Below are 17,224 nucleotides of genomic sequence, written 5' to 3'. Positions count from 1 at the left end.
CATGACGGCGCGAGCGCCGCTACGCTGCTTGTGATCGATATCCAGCCAGCAGCGCCACCGCCGATGCTGGTGCGGCGCGGCTGGCCTCGCCGCGAACAGCGTCATGGGCGGGGACGATGTCGGCGAAATCGACAAAGCGACGTTCCATGCGCTCGGCCAGCCGCCTGATCTGCCAGCGGCCCGTTCCGGCGCCGACGATCGGAACATCTTGAGCAAGACCCCAGGCAACCAGGGATGCTGCGTCGTGGATTTTCCGCAATTGCTGCTCGCTGAACCAGCGTGCGACTTCACCCCATTCCGGCGGCGAAAGTTCAGCGGCGTCGCGCCCGACCATGCGCGCCAGTCGCGCGATTGAGCCGTGGACGGTCTTTTCCTTGCCGTCGGCGGAAGGGTGCATGTCGTCCTCCTCATCGAGCACACCCAGGATCCGGTGCGCGTCGGCGATCGAGGCGAAATACTCGTTCATCAATGGCGTCAGTCTTCGATGGACAGGAGCAGACGAGGCTACGCCGAACAGAAATGTCCTGGTAAATCCCGTATAGACCAGTTCGCCAGTCAGAAGCCGTCCGGCATCGGTGTAGCCCTCATTGACGACGGCGCCGTCCTTGATGGCGATAATGTCGGTGGTGGTGGAGCCCATATCGACGAACAGGGCATCGCCGGCCAGTTTTGCCACCAAAGAGGCTGTCGCGTGCCAGTTGGCGGAGGCGACATCAGTGCTCAGCCGCGCTGCCTGCTCGACCTCGACAAAGCCGGATGATCCGGCATAGATCAGCTTTTCGCCTGTGGGAAAACGATTGGAAATCTGACCCAGCAGCGTCGTCACGCCGATATCGCGGGACGCAAAGATGTCCGATAGTTCGCCCGTCATGGTGAACGCGTTGAGATCGGCTTTCGCATAGATCGGGGCTGTTTCGTCGAGGGCCGAGGTCAGGCTATGCAACCCTTGCCAAAGCGGCGTGGCGATCGTTACCGCGCCGACGATGCGGCCGCCTTGCGCGCGCGTCACCTTCAGATGCGCGCCGCCAATGTCGAAGCCCGCAATGATGCTCTTTCTTTTTTCCACACTTCAAGCTTTCATGACAGCAGTTGGTCGGCGAGAAAAACGTTGCGCATCATTCCGGTTCTCGACTTGAAAGGCGGCGAGGTGGTTCGCGCCCAGCAAGGAAAACGCGATCGCTACCGGCCGATCGTTACGCCGCTCAGCCGAAGTTCCGATGTCCTCGCCGTCGCCGAAGGGTTGCGCACGCTTTATCCCTTTTCGACCTTCTACATCGCCGATCTGGACGCCATCGGAGGCGGGTCTCCAAACAGTGACGCACTTGCCCGGCTGAGGGCGATGACGCAGCCGCCTGAGCTCTGGGTCGATGCCGGCGCAGCAGACAGGAAAACGCTTCTGGCGGCGCTTGCTGAACGTTCGGTGCACCCCGTGTTGGGCTCCGAATCGCAGCAGGACGATGTGCTGCTCCGGCATTTTCGCGATCATCCCGATCTCATCCTGTCCCTTGACTTCTTTGGCGATGATTTTTGCGGACCGCGTTCTCTTCTCGCTGAGCCCGAGCTTTGGCCGCAAAAGGTGATCGTCATGACGCTGACCAAAGTCGGTGCGGCCGCCGGCCCGGACTTCAGGCGGCTGGAGGAGGTCAAGGTCAAGGCGGGAAGTCGCGCGGTCATCGCGGCCGGCGGCGTCCGCGATGACAACGATATCCACGCATTGTCAGCGATGGGCATCGCCGCAGCGCTGGTCGCAACCTCACTGCACAACGCCACGCTCACACCTAGTCACCTGGCGTCGCTCGGCGCCTGATCACAGTTGCTCCTCACCCCCGAAAGGCGGGCGCCCTTCGGGAGTGTCGCTTCAAAAGCCCAGAACCCTTTTCAGCCGGCGCAACAGACCATCCGTTTCGGAAGATGGCTTTTCCTGTGCGGGGCTGTCTCTTGTCTAGGCCGCGAACGGATGCTTGACGTTGTCGCGCTGAGCGGTGGCTTCGGCGGCGGTCGGGGTTCCTGCGATAGCGCGCTGGATGGCCTCCTTTGTCGCCTCGTAGTTGTATTTCTGGATCTTGGCGTCGTCGGCCGCGTCCCAATGGATGAATACGCCAACGCAAATGAACACGTCGTCCGCTTCGTTTGCCGGAATTGTCCCGTCCGCGACGCTGTCCTGCACTGCCTTTGCAACGGCGTGCTGCGCCGGGCCGAACATCTGTACAGCCTGCTTGGCGCCCTTGATCGTGACCTTGTTGAACATCACCGTATTGGGCTTGCATTGAAGATTGGGCGCGATCACCGCCAAAAGCGAGGTAAAACCGTCCTTGTTGTTGGTGAGCGCGTTGCAAAATGCCGTTTCGACTGCGCTCCCTCGCGGCCCGATGAGCAGGTCGACATGCGCGACTTCGTTGCCGTCCCCGACCAGCGATTCACCGACCATTACCTTCGAGATTTTTGCCATGCCAATTTCCTCCAAGACACAATTATGATGTCCACGGACGCTGCAACCGAGCAGGCGCTCGATGGACAGCTATCCTTGTTGGCAGCGCCCGGATTGCCCGGACCGGTTGGCTAGATAGCCGCGGAAGCACAGCTCCCGCTTTTGGAAGTCAAGCACCAACGCCGCGATTATGCAAGCGAGTGCCTAGAGTGTGGACTAAAAGAGTAGCCACGGTCAGATCGGCCGAGGTGCCGGGGTTTACTTTGTCCGCCTTCAGCCGGCGGTCGAACTCCATGAGCAGGCGAATGCGTGACGGCTCGTCGCCGTTGGCATGGAGCGTCGCCTGAACGGAAAGAGCGTCCTGTCGCACCTGATTTGCGACTTCAATTCCGTGATTGCGCACCACGTGACTGTCGGGGAAGCCTGCGAGAAACGCCATATAGGCGAACACGGTCGGCCACATGCCGCTTTCTCCGCGAGCTAGCGCCCCTACCAACGCGGCCAGCCCTACCCCGAACACGTCGCCGAAACAGGTGTCATACTGGCGGGCGATCATATCGCGGTCGGCAGCCTCCCGCATTGCTTCCAAGAGATGAACCTTCGGCTCCTGCCGCACATCATTCGCGGCATCTCCCAGGCCGCCTGGCGCTGCCATGGCGATCGCCTCGAACACTGCCCTGGTATCGTCCATGCTCAACGCGCGCAGCAGCGAGTCGAGATTGTCCTGCAAGCTGCCACTCCTCATTTCGGCGGCGCCTATCAGAGGCCCCGCCAGGAGGACGATGCCGAGATTGGTGTTGGTTGCTACCGCCAGGCGTGTCGCACGCACCGCCTCCAGCATGCGCTGCCCGACCGAGAGGCGAGGATCGGTCAGCGGCTCGGACGAAACCTCGGCACTCATCATGAACTGGGCGGCGGACATGCCGTGTCCGTCGGCGAACAGGTGGACATTGCCCGGCTTCAGAGCTTCGATCTCCATCCGGCAGGCATCCTTGTAGCTAGCCCGGAGGCGTTCACGCGATAACGCCATCCTGCCGCTCCGTTACGAATTCGCCGGCGCGGTGAAACGGAAGGGCCGCGGCGCGGCGGTCGCTTCGGTGCGGTCGGCCAGGAATTTCAGCAGGGCATCGGCGATCGCCTCGGCGATGTTCACAGCGACCACCGATTGCAGTCCTGACCAGGCGGGCATGCTGTTCACCTCGAGTACGAACAAGCTGCCATCGTCGGCTCGCACGATGTCCACGCCGGCGAAATCCGCGCCGACAGCGGCTGACGCGGCGACAGCCAGCGATGCCAGCTCAGCCTTGCCAGGTCCCGAAACCGGCTCCGGCACGCCACCCCGGTTGACGTTCGTGATCCAGTCGTCGCTGCTGCGGCTCATCATCGCGACTGTTTCGCCGGCGCAGACAAAAACGCGGAAATCCCGGAAGGGCGGGCCGGCGCGCGACACATAGTGCTGGAGATAGTAGACGCTGTTCACCTCGTCTGCGGCGGGAAGGTCGGAGAGCGTACGGATCAGCCTTATCCCGCGGCCTTGCGCCCCGAACAATGGTTTCAGCACCAGCGGTCCCTCCCGAAGCTCCTGCGCCGCGATCTCCTTGGCGGCGGCAAGTCCTTCGACGGCGAATGTCGGTGGCGTTGGCAGGCCAGCATTTTTCAAGAGGAAAGTCGTCATCGACTTGTCGACGCAGCGTTCGACCGCCTGCGCCGAATTCCACACGGGAACCGACAGCCGGCTCAGCGCGTGCAGTACCCCGAGGCGCCGGGTGATCGCTTCGAACGATCCTGCGGCGATCGAACGGACGAGCACGGCATCGGGCAGCGCACCGCCGAAACCGGGGATCGAAAGTCCGCCCGGGCTGCCGGTGTCGAACGCGATCGCCGCCAGCGGCACGGTTGCAACAATAGCGCCCCGTCGACCAAGCCTTGCCGCGAGGCCACTTGAGCCGGTGTCCGAATTGTCGCTGACGATCAGGATGCGAGGGATCATGTGGTGCCTCGGATATGGCGGATGACGGACGGGTCTCTTTGCGCCGCCATGCTAACCGAGGCTCCGTTCGAGCATCTTTGGATCACGCCGGCCAGCGCGAAACGTATCGCCGGTTTCGATCGCCGTCACGATCACTTCGGCCGGGCTGAACAACAGTGGATCGATGGCATAGAAATCCCCCTTGAACCGCTTGAAGATCTCGGCAAAGGGTTGACCGTAGTCCCGTGAGGCGCGGCTCGGAAGTTTCTCCGCGAGGTTGCTGGCCTCTTTTGCCGACCCTTTTACGAAGAGCTGGACGCTGCCGCCATAGATGATGGCATCGTTCGTTCTGCCCATGGCGGTCAGGAAATCCGGGTGGGGGGCGGGGATTGGCGCCGCTCCGATGCCGTCGACGACGTTCTCCAGCGGAAATTTGAGATCGTTGGCCTTGTGCAGGGCAACCTCGAGCGCGCGCGCAACGATCTGCAGGCTGCCGGCAAGGCTTTGCGTCGGCGCGTAGAGGAAGGTGAGCTTGTCGGTTGCCAGTCCGGTTGCCTTGCTCACTTTCTCGACGATTGCTGGGGGAGGCGGTTTGGCAGTCTCCAGGATAAGCACGGCGGACGATGCGGTGTCTCGATAGGAAAGCGCGTCGAACAGGGGTTCGACGCGGGCGAGTGCCCGCGCCGGTCCCGATCCCATGGCGAAATAGTCCTGGGCAGACAGGTTCCAGCCCGCATATTGACTGCCTAGGCAGGCTAGTACCGGCTGCGACGAGCGCACCTCGACGGTGAACGGCCATTTCCGCTCCGTGCGGTCCATAAACACCGAAACGCTGCCGAGACCGCCCATCGCCGCCTCCGCCATGCGCAGCCCGGCCTCGACGCTGCCGGGCGCCTTGGCGCCGACATCGATAAGGAGCTCGCCCAAGGTTCCCTTGGAAGCGGCGATCCGCAGCCGTTCGGCGTCGCTGATCATGCCGTCAGCGATGCGCTGTGCATTGTCGTTCAGGAATGCCGAACCGTCTTTCATGTCCGGTCTCCTTCCCATTGGCGTTGCAACCGGCGGGCTTGCCCCTTGATGAGCCGCCTGGTCAAATCGGCGTTCGGACCGCGCGCGAAGACGGTGCAGACGGGGTCGCCGGCAATCAGAGGGGTGCCGGGCGACTGATGGTCAGCGGTCCATTCGGGCCACGCAATCGACGGAAACCGCGCGATTGGCGTCGCGGCGTAGGTCACCATTGAAGCCATCGAATCGACGAAGCATGGCAAACGGTAAGTTCCGCCGGTTGCAGCTCGCAGATGTGCGTCGATCAGCGGCGCGTCGGCCTCGTCAAAAATGTCCAGCGTGGCGCCTGGCCGCGGATTGATCTCGATGAGCTTGTAGCCATCCGATCCGCGAATGAGATCGGCGCTGCACAATCCAACCAGGCCGGCACGGCGCGTCAGGGCTGAAAGCCAGCCGCCGATGACCGCCGCTTGCTTGCGGTCGAAGCGTCTCAGCCGCACGGCCCCGCCATAGCGGTAGGGCGCCGTGGAGACGGGGGAAGTCCATTGTTGGCTGAAGCCGACGATGCGCGCGGCCTGGCCGTCGCCGACGAACAGGGCCGAGATGCTGCGTCCGGCGACGAAACGCTGGAAATAGCGGCCGGTGGTCTGGCTTTCTCCGGCCGCCTGTCTGATATGCCCACCCCCGGCGCCGCCCACGGTCTTGGCCACCCAGCTGTCTGGCTCAGGCGGTCGATCCCACCGGAATTCCGGATGTGGGATGCCGAGTTCGGCACAATCCGCGGCCAGCAATTGCGGGTCCTTGATCCTGCTGATCGCCGCGCCGCGATTGCCGGCAAGCGGAAAATGGCGAGCGACGGCGTCGACAGTCTCCGTCATCCGCTCAAAACCCGAGCCCAGGACGACGGCGACCGGCTGGTCTTCGCCGACCAGGTCCCGAAGCGTCTCGATGATGCGCTCGCCGTCGATGCCGTCCTGTAGGTTGCCCGGCAGCTTGGTCGTTCGTTCTGCCAGCGCAACCGTATCGGTATCGCAGAAGAAATCAGCGACCAACGGACGGTAGCCCGCACGCCGCGCAGCCATGGCCAATGCCCGGCCTGAAATCGCCGCGATCAGCAGAGATCTGGCGCTATTTGGCAATCTCGCGTGCAAGGGAAAACGCTTCCTGGAAATCGAGCGCGATCGTTTTTTCGGATTCGATCATTCTTTTGAAAAGGCCAGACTCGACCTTATATTTGACGTTGCCGATGGCAAGCGGGCCAATCCCGACGACCTTTGCCGCTTCTAGCGGGTCGCCATTGGCATTGACGGCCAATCCTTCGATGCCTGCGGGCGGGACCGCGTTGACGTCGGCGGCGATAAGCAAGCCGCTTCCTCTCAACTGGGCCTTTGAAACCACCTGGACGCCGGCTTTCGCACAAGCCAGTATGACCTCACTTGCTTCGACCAGATCGGCTTTCCGGGCATCGGTCGATCCGTCAGCCGCATCGACACCGATCTTGAATCGGCTTTTGATCTCGGCAGCGATCTGCTTCACCCTTTCGATGCCGTCATGGCCGACAAGCGTGACGCGGGCGCCCTCCCTTGCCGCGATGACGGCGGTGCAGAAGCCAACCACGCCGGTGGCGCCGAAAACAGCCACCCTCGTGTCCTTCAGCCCGCGCTCGAATTTCTTCTCCAACGCCTTCTCGACCTTGGCCACCATCGCCGCGGCCGTGGTGAACGAGCCGGCCGGGTCGGCAAATACCGAAACCTGGAAAGGCGGCACCATCGCCTTCTTCGCGGCATCGAACATGTCGAGCGCCAACGAAGCATCCTTCCCGGCGATAAAGATGCCGGTATCGACACCCGCATCCGGCGGGCGCGAAAAGATCGCGTCCTGAACCAGGCCTGTCACCTCACCAAGATCGACATCGACATAGGGGACCACGCTGTCGAAGCCAGCGTCGAGCGCCATGTTCACGTCGAACGGGCTCATGTGCTTCAACGGCGTCAGCATATGCAGGATATGTTTGCGGGCCATTTCTCGCCTTTCTGCTTGGAATCTGAAGCGTCAGCTGCCGACGAGACCGAGTCCGGTCGAACTGATCTTCGCGCCGGAGTTCCTGCCTTTGACGATCTTGATCTGAAGGCCGTCTTCAACGGTTATCTTCTGAACCGCGCCGACGAATTTGAGCGCGGCGTCATGCGACGGCGCGAAGGCAAACCCTGTGGGTCCCCAGGAACTCTGGCCGATCCCGACGGCGCCCGCTTTATTGAGACGGTGAGCGACCATCTCGACCCGCTTTGAGGTGAACACACCGCCCTGCGCCGGAGCGAAATGGCTGCCGATCAGCATCTGTATCGCGGTGACGGCAGCGCCGAATGCCGCAAGATCGCGCTCGACCAAGGCCGGCATGATACCCATCAGTACCCTCCGGCAGATCTCGCCGCTGCCCGCCGTCGGGAAGGGTGGCAGTGAACGGAACGCCGCGACCTCGGCCTCGCCATGCAGTCCATGCCCGGCATGGTCGAGGATGAGGATGACGCGCCATTCTTCGGGAAACGGCAGCCGCGCCACGACCGGAGGCGGTCCGCCACGCTCGTCCTTGCCCGCGTCGACAATCACGCCGCCGTCTTCGAAACTTGCGATGCCGATTCCAGATCGGCCGCCTCGTTCGAGCAGGGTCGCGTCGCCGGCGACATCGAGAGGCAGGTTGTGGAGCGTTCGCAATGCAGAGGCGACGGCAAGGGCGATCTGCGTGCCGGACCCAAGGCCGGCGTGACTCGGGATCGACTGTTCGATCACCAAATGGTGCTGGCCGCGAATGCCGAGATGCCTGCAGAGCGTCGACAAGTGCTCACCGGCGCGAACGCTCTCGGAACCTTCGACTATGGTCTCGCCGGACCGCGACAGGGTGACAACGGTTTCGGGTTCACTCAACGGAAGCCCAACGCTGCCAAAGCGACGTCCGGCATCGCCATTGAGATCGAGGAAGCCAAGGTGAAGGCGAGCGGGCACTCGTACGGTAACAAAATTCGACATCTGCCCCCCGATGGGTGCATCATGGATGCATCATGGAAGTTTAGGTGCCCGACACGATGATAACTGTTTTCGTCGAGGGAGCAAGCCAAAGAGAGTGCATTCATGTTTCTGCTTGGCCTGTCGTGTTGACGGACCGAGCAATTAGGGGAGGTCGAGATGAGCGAAACGGTCAAGGAGAAGGTCTATTCGGATGCCGAGATTGCCGACCGGCTTGAGAAAGAGCTGCCGAAATGGCGCTACGAAAACGGCTGGATCCGGCGCAAATACAAGACCCACAGCTGGAAGTCGACGCTGATGGTCATCAACACGGTTGGCCATCTCGCCGAGGCGGCGTGGCACCATCCCGATATCACCGCTTCCTATGCCTGGGTCGAGGTACGCCTGATGAATCACGCGGCGAAGGGTATCACCGACAAGGACTTCGAGTTGGCGAGAAAGATCGAGGACGTTGTCCAGTGGCAGCCGGCCAAGGAAGGCGGAGCGCTGGAGGGAACTCCGGCGACCGATCAACGCTTCGCTTACATCAAATATGATTAAGCGCGGTCGGAGTTTGTTGATAGCGTATGAAAACATTCGTTAATCTGCTGGCAAGCGGGGTTCACGGCCAATCCAGTTTCGTCTAGGATCGGGCCGGCACCAGAAAGTAGTGTAGCGAATGGCGGTTGCTTGGATAGGCAACCGGGAAGCGCTGGTCGAGCGCGCGGCTGCGCATGCCGCGTCGCTGTTATCGTCAAGCCGGTGCCCGGTTTTCAGCTTTGATACGGACATACACGGCACGAGGGCGGCGATCGCGCTGGCCGAGCGGCTTGGCGCGGCATACGATCACACCGACGGCGCGGCACTTGCCCGAGAGACCATGCTTTTTACCGACAGGGGCGCGATGACCGTCGCCCCTGGGGAGACGCGCCGGCGTGCCGATATCGTGGTGATCGTGGGCGAACTCGCACAAACCCATCATGATCTTGTTACCGAACTCGCTGGCACGGTTCCCGATCTCTCGACCAGGCCCGATCTCTCGACCGGGATTGAGCGCGAGTTCTTCCTGGTGGGATCGAACGGGGTGTCCGCGCCGCCGTTGAAAAACGGGCGCAAGGCAACGCTCCTTTCCTGTGGCCAGGCTAGCCTCGGCGCCACGCTGGCGGCGCTGAGGGCGCAGTACAAGGGGCGGCAAACATCGCGACCGGTGTCGAACTTCAACGATTTCGCCAAGGCTCTGGCGGCTGCGCATTTTCCCGTGTTCCTGTTTTCAGGCCATGCGACCGATGGGTTGGCGTTGGAGATGCTGCAGGGGCTGATCGCCGATCTCAATCGCAAATCACGTGCATCTGGTCTTCATCTGCCCGCGAGCGAAAACGGGTGGGGAAGCGTGCTCGCCTCGACCTGGATGACAGGTTTTCCATTGCGCACGGGCTTTGCGCGGGGCTTCCCGGAATTCGATCCCTGGCGTTACGATGTGGCGCGCATGATCGCCGCCGGCGAAGCCGACCTGCACCTGCGGATCTCCGCCACGGTTGCCCAACTCCCGAGAAAAAGGGGACGCATGGCACTGATTGCGCTGGCTAAAACGGAAGAGCCGGTCACAGGCGCCGCGGTCACCATCGCCATTGGCGAAGCTGGAGTCGATCACGATGCGGTTGTCTATTCCAGCCGTACCGGCTCGCTGAAGTCGACTGATACCCGCGCTGCTTCGAAATTGCCCTCCGCCGCGACGATCATTCGCCTGGTCGCCAGTCGGGTTTTCGCCGAGGCATTGCCATGCTGACGAAAATTGCCAACGGCGACATCGTCGACCCCGTCAACAGCCGTCTCGGCAAGGGCGACCTGTGGATCAAGGACGGCAAGATCGTCGCGGCGCCGGCTGAGGGGGTGGCCGACCGGACCATCGAAGCCGCCGGCTGCATCGTGATGGCGGGCGCCATCGACATCCACTCCCACATTGGCGGCGGTAACGTGAATACCGCGCGGCTTCTCTTGCCCGAACAGCATGCCGCCCATCAGGCCCGACCGGCGACCACGCCGCTCTCCAATGCCGGCTGGTCGACCTTCCAGACCGGCTGTCTCTACGCCAAGATGGGCTTCACGACGGTCGTCGAACCGGCGATGTCGCCGGGATCTGCACTCCACACCCATCTCGAGCTGGCCGACATCCCGATCATCGACAAGGCGACGCTCGCCATTCTCGGCAACGACGACTTCCTGCTGTCAATGATCCGTGACACCGCCACACCTCAAATGATCGAGGACTACGTCGCCTGGACGGTCGCCTCGACGCGAGCGCTCGGGGTCAAGGTGATCAACGCCGGTGCAGCGGCCGCCTTCAAGGAAAACGCACGCACGTTCGCGCTGGACGATGTGGTGCCTTCCTACGGCGTCAGCTCGCGCAACATCGTCAAGACGCTGCAGGCCGCCGTCGACAATCTTGGCCTGCCGCATCCTTTGCATGTCCATTGCAACAATCTGGGCATTCCCGGATCTGCGGACACGGCGGCCGCGACGATTGCGGCGGCGGATGGGCAGCCGCTGCACCTTGCCCACCTCCAGTTCTATGGCTATGGCACGGAAGGAAAGCGAAGATTTTCCTCCGCTGCCGCGCGGCTTGCCGAACTGGTCAACACGACGCCGGAAGTCACCATCGATATCGGTCAGGTGATGTTCGGTCAGACGGTCACGGTCTCCTCCGACGTCATGCGGCAGTTCTCGGCGCGGGGCAGCGCGCATCCGAAAAAGACCGTCATTCATGACGGGGATGGCAATGGCGGCGGCATCGTGCCCTACAGCTATGGCAAGGACTTCTATGGCACGATGCAGTGGGCGATCGGGCTCGAGCTTTTTCTCCTCATCGACGATCCCTGGCGTGTGTTCTTCACCACCGATCACCCCAACGGTGCACCCTTTACCGCTTATCCGGCTCTGTTCGAGCTGCTGATGAGGCGGGAAGCGCGCACCGAAATGGCCGCTGGACTTTCACGATCCGCCCTAGCGCTCTCTACCCTGTCCGCAATCGACCGCGAATACACGTTCGAGGAAATCGCCATCATGACGCGTGCAGCGCCGGCCAGGCTGCTCGGGTTGATGGATCGAGGCCATCTCGGCGTCGGCGCGATCGCCGACATCGCTGTCTATCGCAGGAACGAAAGTATTGCGAAAATGCTCGGACGGGCAGCGTATGTTTTCAAGGATGGCGATCTCGTCGTGCAGGACGGGGAGGTCATCCATTACCGCTGGGGCAAGGCCCTCAGGCTTAATCCACCTGTGGACAAGGCGATGGTGCGGCGTCTGGAGGACTATCACCAGCAGCGCTACGGCCTGTCCTTGGATTGGTTCAATTTCCCGGATTCCGCGATTGCGCGTGAACAGCCATTCGGCGAGGTGCCATGCCGAACGTGAGCGTAAATGGCGTAACGATCGACGATACTTTTGCCGAAGCCTTTGGGATGCGGGCAACCGCCATCATCATCACCGCGCCGAACCGGAAATGGGCACGGCAGGCGGCGATCACGATGACCGGCTTCGCCACCTCGGTAATCGGTTGCGGCTGCGAAGCGGCAATCGATGCCGACCTGCCGCCGTCAGCCACCCCGGATGGCCGGCCCGGCTGCCGCGTGATGATCTTCGCGATGGGAACCGATGAATTGCAGAAGCAACTGCTCAATCGCGTCGGGCAGTGTGTTTTGACTTCGCCGGGCTCCGCCTGCTTTGCCGGGCTGGAGGGCAGCGCTAAGCTCAAGCTCGGTTCGGCACTGCGTTATTTCGGCGACGGCTGGCAACTTTCCAAGAAGATCGGCGACAGGCATTTCTGGCGCATTCCCGTCATGGATGGTGAATTCCTCTGCGAGGCAACAACCGGACTGACGAAGGAAGCCGTCGGCGGCGGCAATTTCTTTGTCATGGCCGAAAGCAGCGCCAACGCATTGGTCGCGGCCGAGGCCGCGGTCGCCGCGATCGGAATGGTGCCCGGTGCCATCGTGCCGTTCCCGGGCGGCATCGCCCGTTCGGGTTCCAAGATAGGTGGCAAATACAAGGGCATGATCGCCTCGGCCAACGAAGCCTACGCGCCGACACTGCGCGGTGTGGTTGCGAGTGAGCTCGGCCCCGACATCAACGCCGTCCTGGAAATCGTCATTGATGGTGAGACCAATGATGCCGTTGCCGCGGCGATGAAGGCCGGCATCAAGGCCGTCATCCAGATCGGACCGAAGAAAGGCGCGGTTCGCATCGGCGCCGGCAATTACGGCGGCAAGCTCGGTAAGTTCATCTATTCGCTGAAGGATATGTTGCCATGAAGGCGCTGACCTTCACTCTTGTTGCCGAACCGCCTGAGCGCCTCGACCTGTCGCCGCTGACGCCGGAGCGGCTTGCTGGGAGCGAAAGACGGGATATCGAAAAAATCCGAATCGGCATGTCGAAGCACGGATCGAAGGTGGCCGACATTTTTCGCCTCGCCGGCAGCGATCCGCTAAGCATCGTCTTCGAAGGTGGAAGCGCGCGCCTCGACCGGGTGGCGCAAGGCATGGGAGGTGGATCGGTTCGCGTGATCGGCAATACTGGCGCGCAGGCCGGGCGCGCCATGCGCGGCGGCAAGCTGACGATCGAAGGCAATGCGGGGCCGCACGCCGGCTCTGGCATGCGCGGCGGCAGGCTGGAGATAACAGGTAATGCCGGCGATCACCTTGGCGCTCCGCTCGTCGGCGAACTGGCCGGCATGAATGGCGGCGTGCTGATCGTCAGGGGCAGGGCGGGCGCCTTCGCCGCGGACCGGATGCGGCGCGGTCTGATCTCGGTGCTGAAAGGCTCGGGCGACTATGCCGGCAGCCGCATGATCGCAGGCACGCTGGTGGTAGCCGGTGGCATCGGTGAAATGCCCGGCTACCTGATGCGTCGCGGTTCGATCCTTCTTGATCGCGCGCCAGGACATCTGTCACCGAGCTTCGTCGAGTGTGGCGCGCCGGAGAGCGTTTTTGCCATCATCATCGATCGTCATCTGATCGCAGAAGGCATTTTGAAACGGCCGCTGCTGGGGAGCGCACCACATAAATATGGCGGTGACAACGCGGTGCTTGGAATGGGCGAGGTTCTCTTTCCGCGCCGATGAGGTTTCCGGCAACGAGATCGATCAAATGCTTGTGCCTGTCGAGCGGCCCTGCTCGCTGAGCTTTAGAAATGTGTCCAAACGTCGATTTGCCGCCAGGTATTGGCTTCGGTCACGTTACACCGGGCTATTGGAGACCTGCAGGGCGCGTTTCGGCAGGTGCGCGGGCGGATAATTGCGCTTCCGCTGAGCGAAACATGTCCTCGAATGCAAGCTCGGTTTCAAACACGGTGCTTCCAAGGCTGATCGCCAGAACGTCCTCGGTCCCCTTGGGAGCGAAATAGACCTGTGCGACGCTTGCCCGAATGCGCTCGCCAATTTCCGCGGCCTCCGCTTCGGTCGTACCTGAAAGAAAGACCCCGAACATCGATGTTCCTATGCGACCTACCATATCCTCCTTGCGGACCGCAGACTGAATGGCCGAGGCGACGAGCCGCAAGGCCTCATCGCCCCAATCTGGACCGTAGCGAAGATTTATGGAGCGAAGGTGTTCGGCATGAATCACCAGGAAGGCGCCGGCGCGCGGCCCTGGCGCTGACGGCCTGGCCGCGCGCCGCTCGACCATCGAGGTGAAAACCGGGCCGTTCAGGCAGCCTGTCACCCTGTCATAGGTCTCGGCCCTGTTGAGCTCCCGCCGGTAGCCGCGGATCTGGGCCTGCTTCAAGCCGATCAATACGAAAAGCGGCAGACCGATGATCAGAGGCAGCAGCACCGCAGTGACCATGCTGCGCCCGAACGGCGTCAAGACATCGCTGAACAACAGCAGATAATTGAGGCCCACTGAGAGGGCAAGGCTGCCAACGGTCCCCAGGAAGGCGAGCCACGCGACACCCTTCCATACCGGCTCGGTGGCGGTCGTTTCGGCTTGTGCCATTACCAATCTCCTGTCAGATCGGCGAGCATAGCGCCGGCATGCGCAATTTCAGTTGCGGCAAACCATACAATTTGATCGATGTGCGAATCGTGAATCGATTTCGCCTATCGCGGCGGGCCGAAAACTCCCACCTCCGCGTCCTCGGCGACTGCTTGCGCCTTGCCATAGATGCCGGTGGGCAGCGCGATCGCCCAGCCGTTGGACACAAGCCAGGCGCCGACATCCTGCTTGCCAAGGCTACACGGCGCGGCAATGGCAAAACGTTCGATCTCCGGCGGCATGAAGCACTTCAGCGCGCGTCCACGCAGCCAGGAATTGAGGGCGGCGCGTGCGCGCTGGCCGCAGGACCAGCGGACATCGTGAAACGAGCAGGTGGCTTCCGGTTCTATGCTGGCCACGCCACTGACGGCCACTTTGCGTCCCATGGATTCGAAAGTCGCCGATGACGTTGCCATTGGCCGGAAGAGCAGGGTTTCGCGCCAGTCATCTGGCATGGGCGTTTTAGGGGGCACGGCGAGGCCGAGGTCGCCGAGCGGCGGCCGGGCTTCGATCCGCTCGATCTCGGGCAGGTCAATCGACGGCAGCGCGACAATGCCCTCGGCAACCCTGCGCGCTTCTCGCCATCTTCCGTCGAGAACAGTCGTCTGCGACCGGGCTGGTTGCCCGGCATTCTCGACACGAGTCCCAAGGGCAGGCCTGTCGGTCGCAAGCAAGGCTCCGGCATGCATGATCAGGGCAATCCCGAACAGCAGCTCGAGGCCTCCGACCGTAATGACCAGGCGGGCCAGCACAGCGTTCGTTACCGGACGGTCAGAACCCTGAGGTCGATTTGGCAACCAGTTTGAGCGCACCCTTTTCTATCCGATAGAATGGCATCGATCTTTGGCTGGATCCATCGGCGCGAAAGCGGAACAGGCCGGTCGATCCGCGAAATCCGCTCGGATTTTCGAGCACCTGTTTGCTGAAACCGTCAGGTCCGACCGCGCTGGCAATTCCGGCAGTCAGCGCAACCATATCATAAGCGTAGGCTACGTTGACGTCGGCCGGATAATTGTATGTCGTCCTGAAGCGGTCGGCGATCGGCCCGGTTTCGCCCGGATCGAGCGTTGCGATATAGGCTCCCTCGAAAGATGGGTCCATGGGATGCTCCAGCCAACGGCTGGTTCCGACGACGGAGGTCGCTTTGCTCGCAATGCCCTTTGATTTGAGGGCGGCAAGTATAGGCGAGGGGCTGGCCTCCCCGCTGGCAATGATGACCGCGTCGGGAGTGTCCACGAGCGAGGCCATTTCGTCGACCGCCTTGGCGGCGCTGTCGCCGGCCGAATATGGAACAGTGACGGCGAGCGTCGCGCCATAGATGCTGAGACTGTTGGCGACCCGCTTCTCGACCGTGCTGGCGTTCGAGCCACCCGCGACAAACAATACGAATTTTTTTCCGCCTTTCGCGGCGATGCCCGCGGCACCCGCCGCCGCACTGTCCGCTTCGCTGAGGCGCACGGCATAAACACCGGCGCCGCCCGCGAAATTGTTGGCAAGCGCCAATACGGGCGGCCGCTTCGATCCCGACAATGTGGCGATATGCTGCGCTGCCGGCAGTTCGGTCGGGCCGATGACGACTTTCGTGCCGGTCGTCAGGGCCTGCAGCGCCAATTTGCCGGCCTGTGCGTTGTCGCCCTTGGTGTCCTCCACGGTCAGCGTAAGCAACCCATTGCCGATATCGGTCATCGCGAGCTTGGCGCCATCGAGCATCTTGCGGCCATTTTCCCCCGCCGTTCCCGGGGCGGATAACGGCAGCAGCATGGTAATTTTCGTCGAACCGGTACCCAGCGACTGGGTTGCCTCGACCGGGCCGGCGGCCGCGGCGCCGTCCTGCCCGGCAGGCGCGGCAATCGCCGCCGGATCGAGCGCTTCGGTAACGCCCCCCTTCGACTGGCAGCCCGACAATACCGCGGCGAGCGCGAAGGCGGTTGCCCAAATCTTCAGCCCACGGACCCGTCGGCCAGCTTCCATGATTGTCCCACCCTGTTCACCGCCGGCTTATTATTCCCGGTCTGGTCTCCGACGCATGTTACGGCGAACTGGTCGTGCCGTCCTGTTTTTCTTCAGCCGCCGAAGAGCCGGGCCCTCAGCGCCCCCGTCGCGCTTGCCCTGAGAAGGTATCGCGGTCCGACGAAAACGCGGAAACGCCGAACGTCGCCATCGGCAACGGCACGGTCGGCTGATAGCTCGCGAACGCCTTGAATGTCTGTCGCAGACCACACTGCGGTTGCGTCACAATGGGATCGGCTGCGCCGAGCCGGACGACGGAGGTTGTGCCATGGGAGGCTGCTCCAGCCGGTCGGCGCAAGCCAGCGTGACGACTTGGCCAATGCCGGCCAGGGCGATCGTTGCGGCGATCGCCTTCAGGAGTTGATCCGTCCGCTGCCATGGTGGCCAACAGGCGCAGGTTGCCTATCCGGTCAGTGCATGTACTCGACCATGCGATCGTGGAAACACTCGCATTTGTTGAGCGTGTCCTCGTCCTTGTAGTTCGTCTTCAGATAGCCGTAAGCCATGCCGCAGGCGACCTTGGCTTCCGAGGCCCAGACGAAAACCGGCCGGGACGAATTGATCCACTCCGAGCTGTTTGCGACGGCGACCGACTCGTCCATCAGCTTCACCACCTGATCCCTGAGATCGACGATGTTGTCGTTCAGCACCAGGTTGGAGGTGCCGACGACACCGCAATAATCGCCCGTGGGTCCTTCGATGATGTCGGCGGCATTGAGGCCCGTCGACAAGATCGACAGCAGACCGGCCCCGAAAGCCACCCGCAAGATTCTGTTCATGTTGCTC

Annotated in this window: 18 protein-coding genes; 6 read left to right on the top strand and 12 right to left on the bottom strand. The window is 62.4% G+C overall.

Features of this window, described 5'->3' with window-relative positions:
- Positions 1-19 precede the first annotated feature (19 nt).
- The gene (locus FJ490_RS22055) at positions 20-1,066 is read right to left on the bottom strand and encodes a hydantoinase/oxoprolinase family protein (protein ID WP_140729087.1); all 1,047 of its coding nucleotides are present in this window, start codon (positions 1,064-1,066) and stop codon (positions 20-22) included.
- On the opposite strand from FJ490_RS22055, the gene FJ490_RS22050 reads away from it, so the two are divergent.
- The gene (locus tag FJ490_RS22050; RefSeq protein WP_140729086.1) at positions 1,016-1,807 is read left to right on the top strand and encodes a HisA/HisF-related TIM barrel protein; all 792 of its coding nucleotides are present in this window, start codon (positions 1,016-1,018) and stop codon (positions 1,805-1,807) included. The genes FJ490_RS22055 and FJ490_RS22050 overlap by 51 nt on opposite strands.
- Positions 1,808-1,942: 135 nt before the next feature.
- Here the strand turns inward: FJ490_RS22050 and fae are convergent, their stop codons facing one another.
- From fae to FJ490_RS22015, 7 genes are all read right to left on the bottom strand, one after another.
- Entirely contained in the window at positions 1,943-2,449 is a 507-nt protein-coding gene (gene fae / locus FJ490_RS22045; RefSeq protein ID WP_140498176.1) for a formaldehyde-activating enzyme, read from the bottom strand.
- Between the two features lie 148 nt (positions 2,450-2,597).
- Positions 2,598-3,458 (bottom strand): triphosphoribosyl-dephospho-CoA synthase, encoded by an 861-nt coding sequence (locus FJ490_RS22040; protein WP_140515159.1) that lies wholly within the window; start codon positions 3,456-3,458, stop codon positions 2,598-2,600.
- 12 nt (positions 3,459-3,470) lie between these two features.
- Positions 3,471-4,418: a RimK family alpha-L-glutamate ligase gene (locus tag FJ490_RS22035; RefSeq protein ID WP_140515160.1), complete on the bottom strand. Its 948-nt coding sequence runs from the start codon at positions 4,416-4,418 to the stop codon at positions 3,471-3,473.
- A 51-nt stretch (positions 4,419-4,469) separates the two neighbouring features.
- The gene (gene mch, locus FJ490_RS22030; RefSeq protein WP_140515161.1) at positions 4,470-5,426 is read right to left on the bottom strand and encodes a methenyltetrahydromethanopterin cyclohydrolase; all 957 of its coding nucleotides are present in this window, start codon (positions 5,424-5,426) and stop codon (positions 4,470-4,472) included.
- Positions 5,423-6,484 (bottom strand): ATP-grasp domain-containing protein, encoded by a 1,062-nt coding sequence (locus tag FJ490_RS22025; RefSeq protein WP_246672731.1) that lies wholly within the window; start codon positions 6,482-6,484, stop codon positions 5,423-5,425. Before FJ490_RS22025 ends, mch begins: the two co-directional genes overlap by 4 nt.
- A gap of 46 nt (positions 6,485-6,530) precedes the next feature.
- A complete protein-coding gene (locus FJ490_RS22020) occupies positions 6,531-7,424 on the bottom strand; it encodes an NAD(P)-dependent methylenetetrahydromethanopterin dehydrogenase (RefSeq protein ID WP_140498168.1) in 894 nt (297 codons plus the stop codon).
- A gap of 30 nt (positions 7,425-7,454) precedes the next feature.
- On the bottom strand, positions 7,455-8,426 hold the full coding sequence (locus FJ490_RS22015; protein WP_140656746.1) for a beta-ribofuranosylaminobenzene 5'-phosphate synthase family protein: 972 nt from the start codon (positions 8,424-8,426) through the stop codon (positions 7,455-7,457).
- A gap of 156 nt (positions 8,427-8,582) precedes the next feature.
- Between FJ490_RS22015 and FJ490_RS22010 the strand changes: the two genes are divergently transcribed.
- From FJ490_RS22010 to FJ490_RS21990, 5 genes are all read left to right on the top strand, one after another.
- Entirely contained in the window at positions 8,583-8,963 is a 381-nt protein-coding gene (locus FJ490_RS22010; RefSeq protein ID WP_140498164.1) for a 4a-hydroxytetrahydrobiopterin dehydratase, read from the top strand.
- Between the two features lie 118 nt (positions 8,964-9,081).
- Entirely contained in the window at positions 9,082-10,188 is a 1,107-nt protein-coding gene (locus FJ490_RS22005) for a tungsten formylmethanofuran dehydrogenase (RefSeq protein WP_140498161.1), read from the top strand.
- Positions 10,182-11,813 (top strand): formylmethanofuran dehydrogenase subunit A, encoded by a 1,632-nt coding sequence (locus tag FJ490_RS22000; RefSeq protein ID WP_140729085.1) that lies wholly within the window; start codon positions 10,182-10,184, stop codon positions 11,811-11,813. The genes FJ490_RS22005 and FJ490_RS22000 overlap by 7 nt, the downstream gene beginning before the upstream one ends.
- The gene (fhcD, locus tag FJ490_RS21995) at positions 11,801-12,709 is read left to right on the top strand and encodes a formylmethanofuran--tetrahydromethanopterin N-formyltransferase (protein ID WP_140729084.1); all 909 of its coding nucleotides are present in this window, start codon (positions 11,801-11,803) and stop codon (positions 12,707-12,709) included. Before FJ490_RS22000 ends, fhcD begins: the two co-directional genes overlap by 13 nt.
- Positions 12,706-13,518: a formylmethanofuran dehydrogenase subunit C gene (locus tag FJ490_RS21990; protein WP_140498155.1), complete on the top strand. Its 813-nt coding sequence runs from the start codon at positions 12,706-12,708 to the stop codon at positions 13,516-13,518. The genes fhcD and FJ490_RS21990 overlap by 4 nt, the downstream gene beginning before the upstream one ends.
- A 124-nt stretch (positions 13,519-13,642) precedes the next feature.
- Here FJ490_RS21990 and FJ490_RS21985 read toward each other — a convergent pair whose 3' ends face one another.
- The 4 genes from FJ490_RS21985 to FJ490_RS21970 form a co-directional block, all read right to left on the bottom strand.
- Positions 13,643-14,389 (bottom strand): GGDEF domain-containing protein, encoded by a 747-nt coding sequence (locus FJ490_RS21985; protein ID WP_140515167.1) that lies wholly within the window; start codon positions 14,387-14,389, stop codon positions 13,643-13,645.
- Positions 14,390-14,493: 104 nt separating this feature from the next.
- Positions 14,494-15,180, bottom strand: coding sequence for a thermonuclease family protein (locus tag FJ490_RS21980; RefSeq protein WP_140515168.1), 687 nt, complete (start codon positions 15,178-15,180; stop codon positions 14,494-14,496).
- Between the two features lie 19 nt (positions 15,181-15,199).
- Positions 15,200-16,399 carry an ABC transporter substrate-binding protein gene (locus FJ490_RS21975; protein WP_140729083.1) on the bottom strand — a complete coding sequence of 400 codons (1,200 nt, stop codon included), beginning with the start codon at positions 16,397-16,399 and terminating at the stop codon, positions 15,200-15,202.
- 449 nt (positions 16,400-16,848) lie between these two features.
- Positions 16,849-17,217, bottom strand: a complete 369-nt coding sequence (locus FJ490_RS21970; RefSeq protein WP_140498145.1) for a hypothetical protein — start codon at positions 17,215-17,217, stop codon at positions 16,849-16,851.
- Positions 17,218-17,224 lie beyond the last annotated feature (7 nt).

Source organism: Mesorhizobium sp. B2-5-11, from assembly GCF_006440835.1.
In the GTDB taxonomy this organism is placed as follows: Bacteria; Pseudomonadota; Alphaproteobacteria; order Rhizobiales; family Rhizobiaceae; genus Mesorhizobium.
Note: the sequence above shows the minus strand (reverse complement) of the source record. Positions and strands in the feature narration are given on the sequence as shown.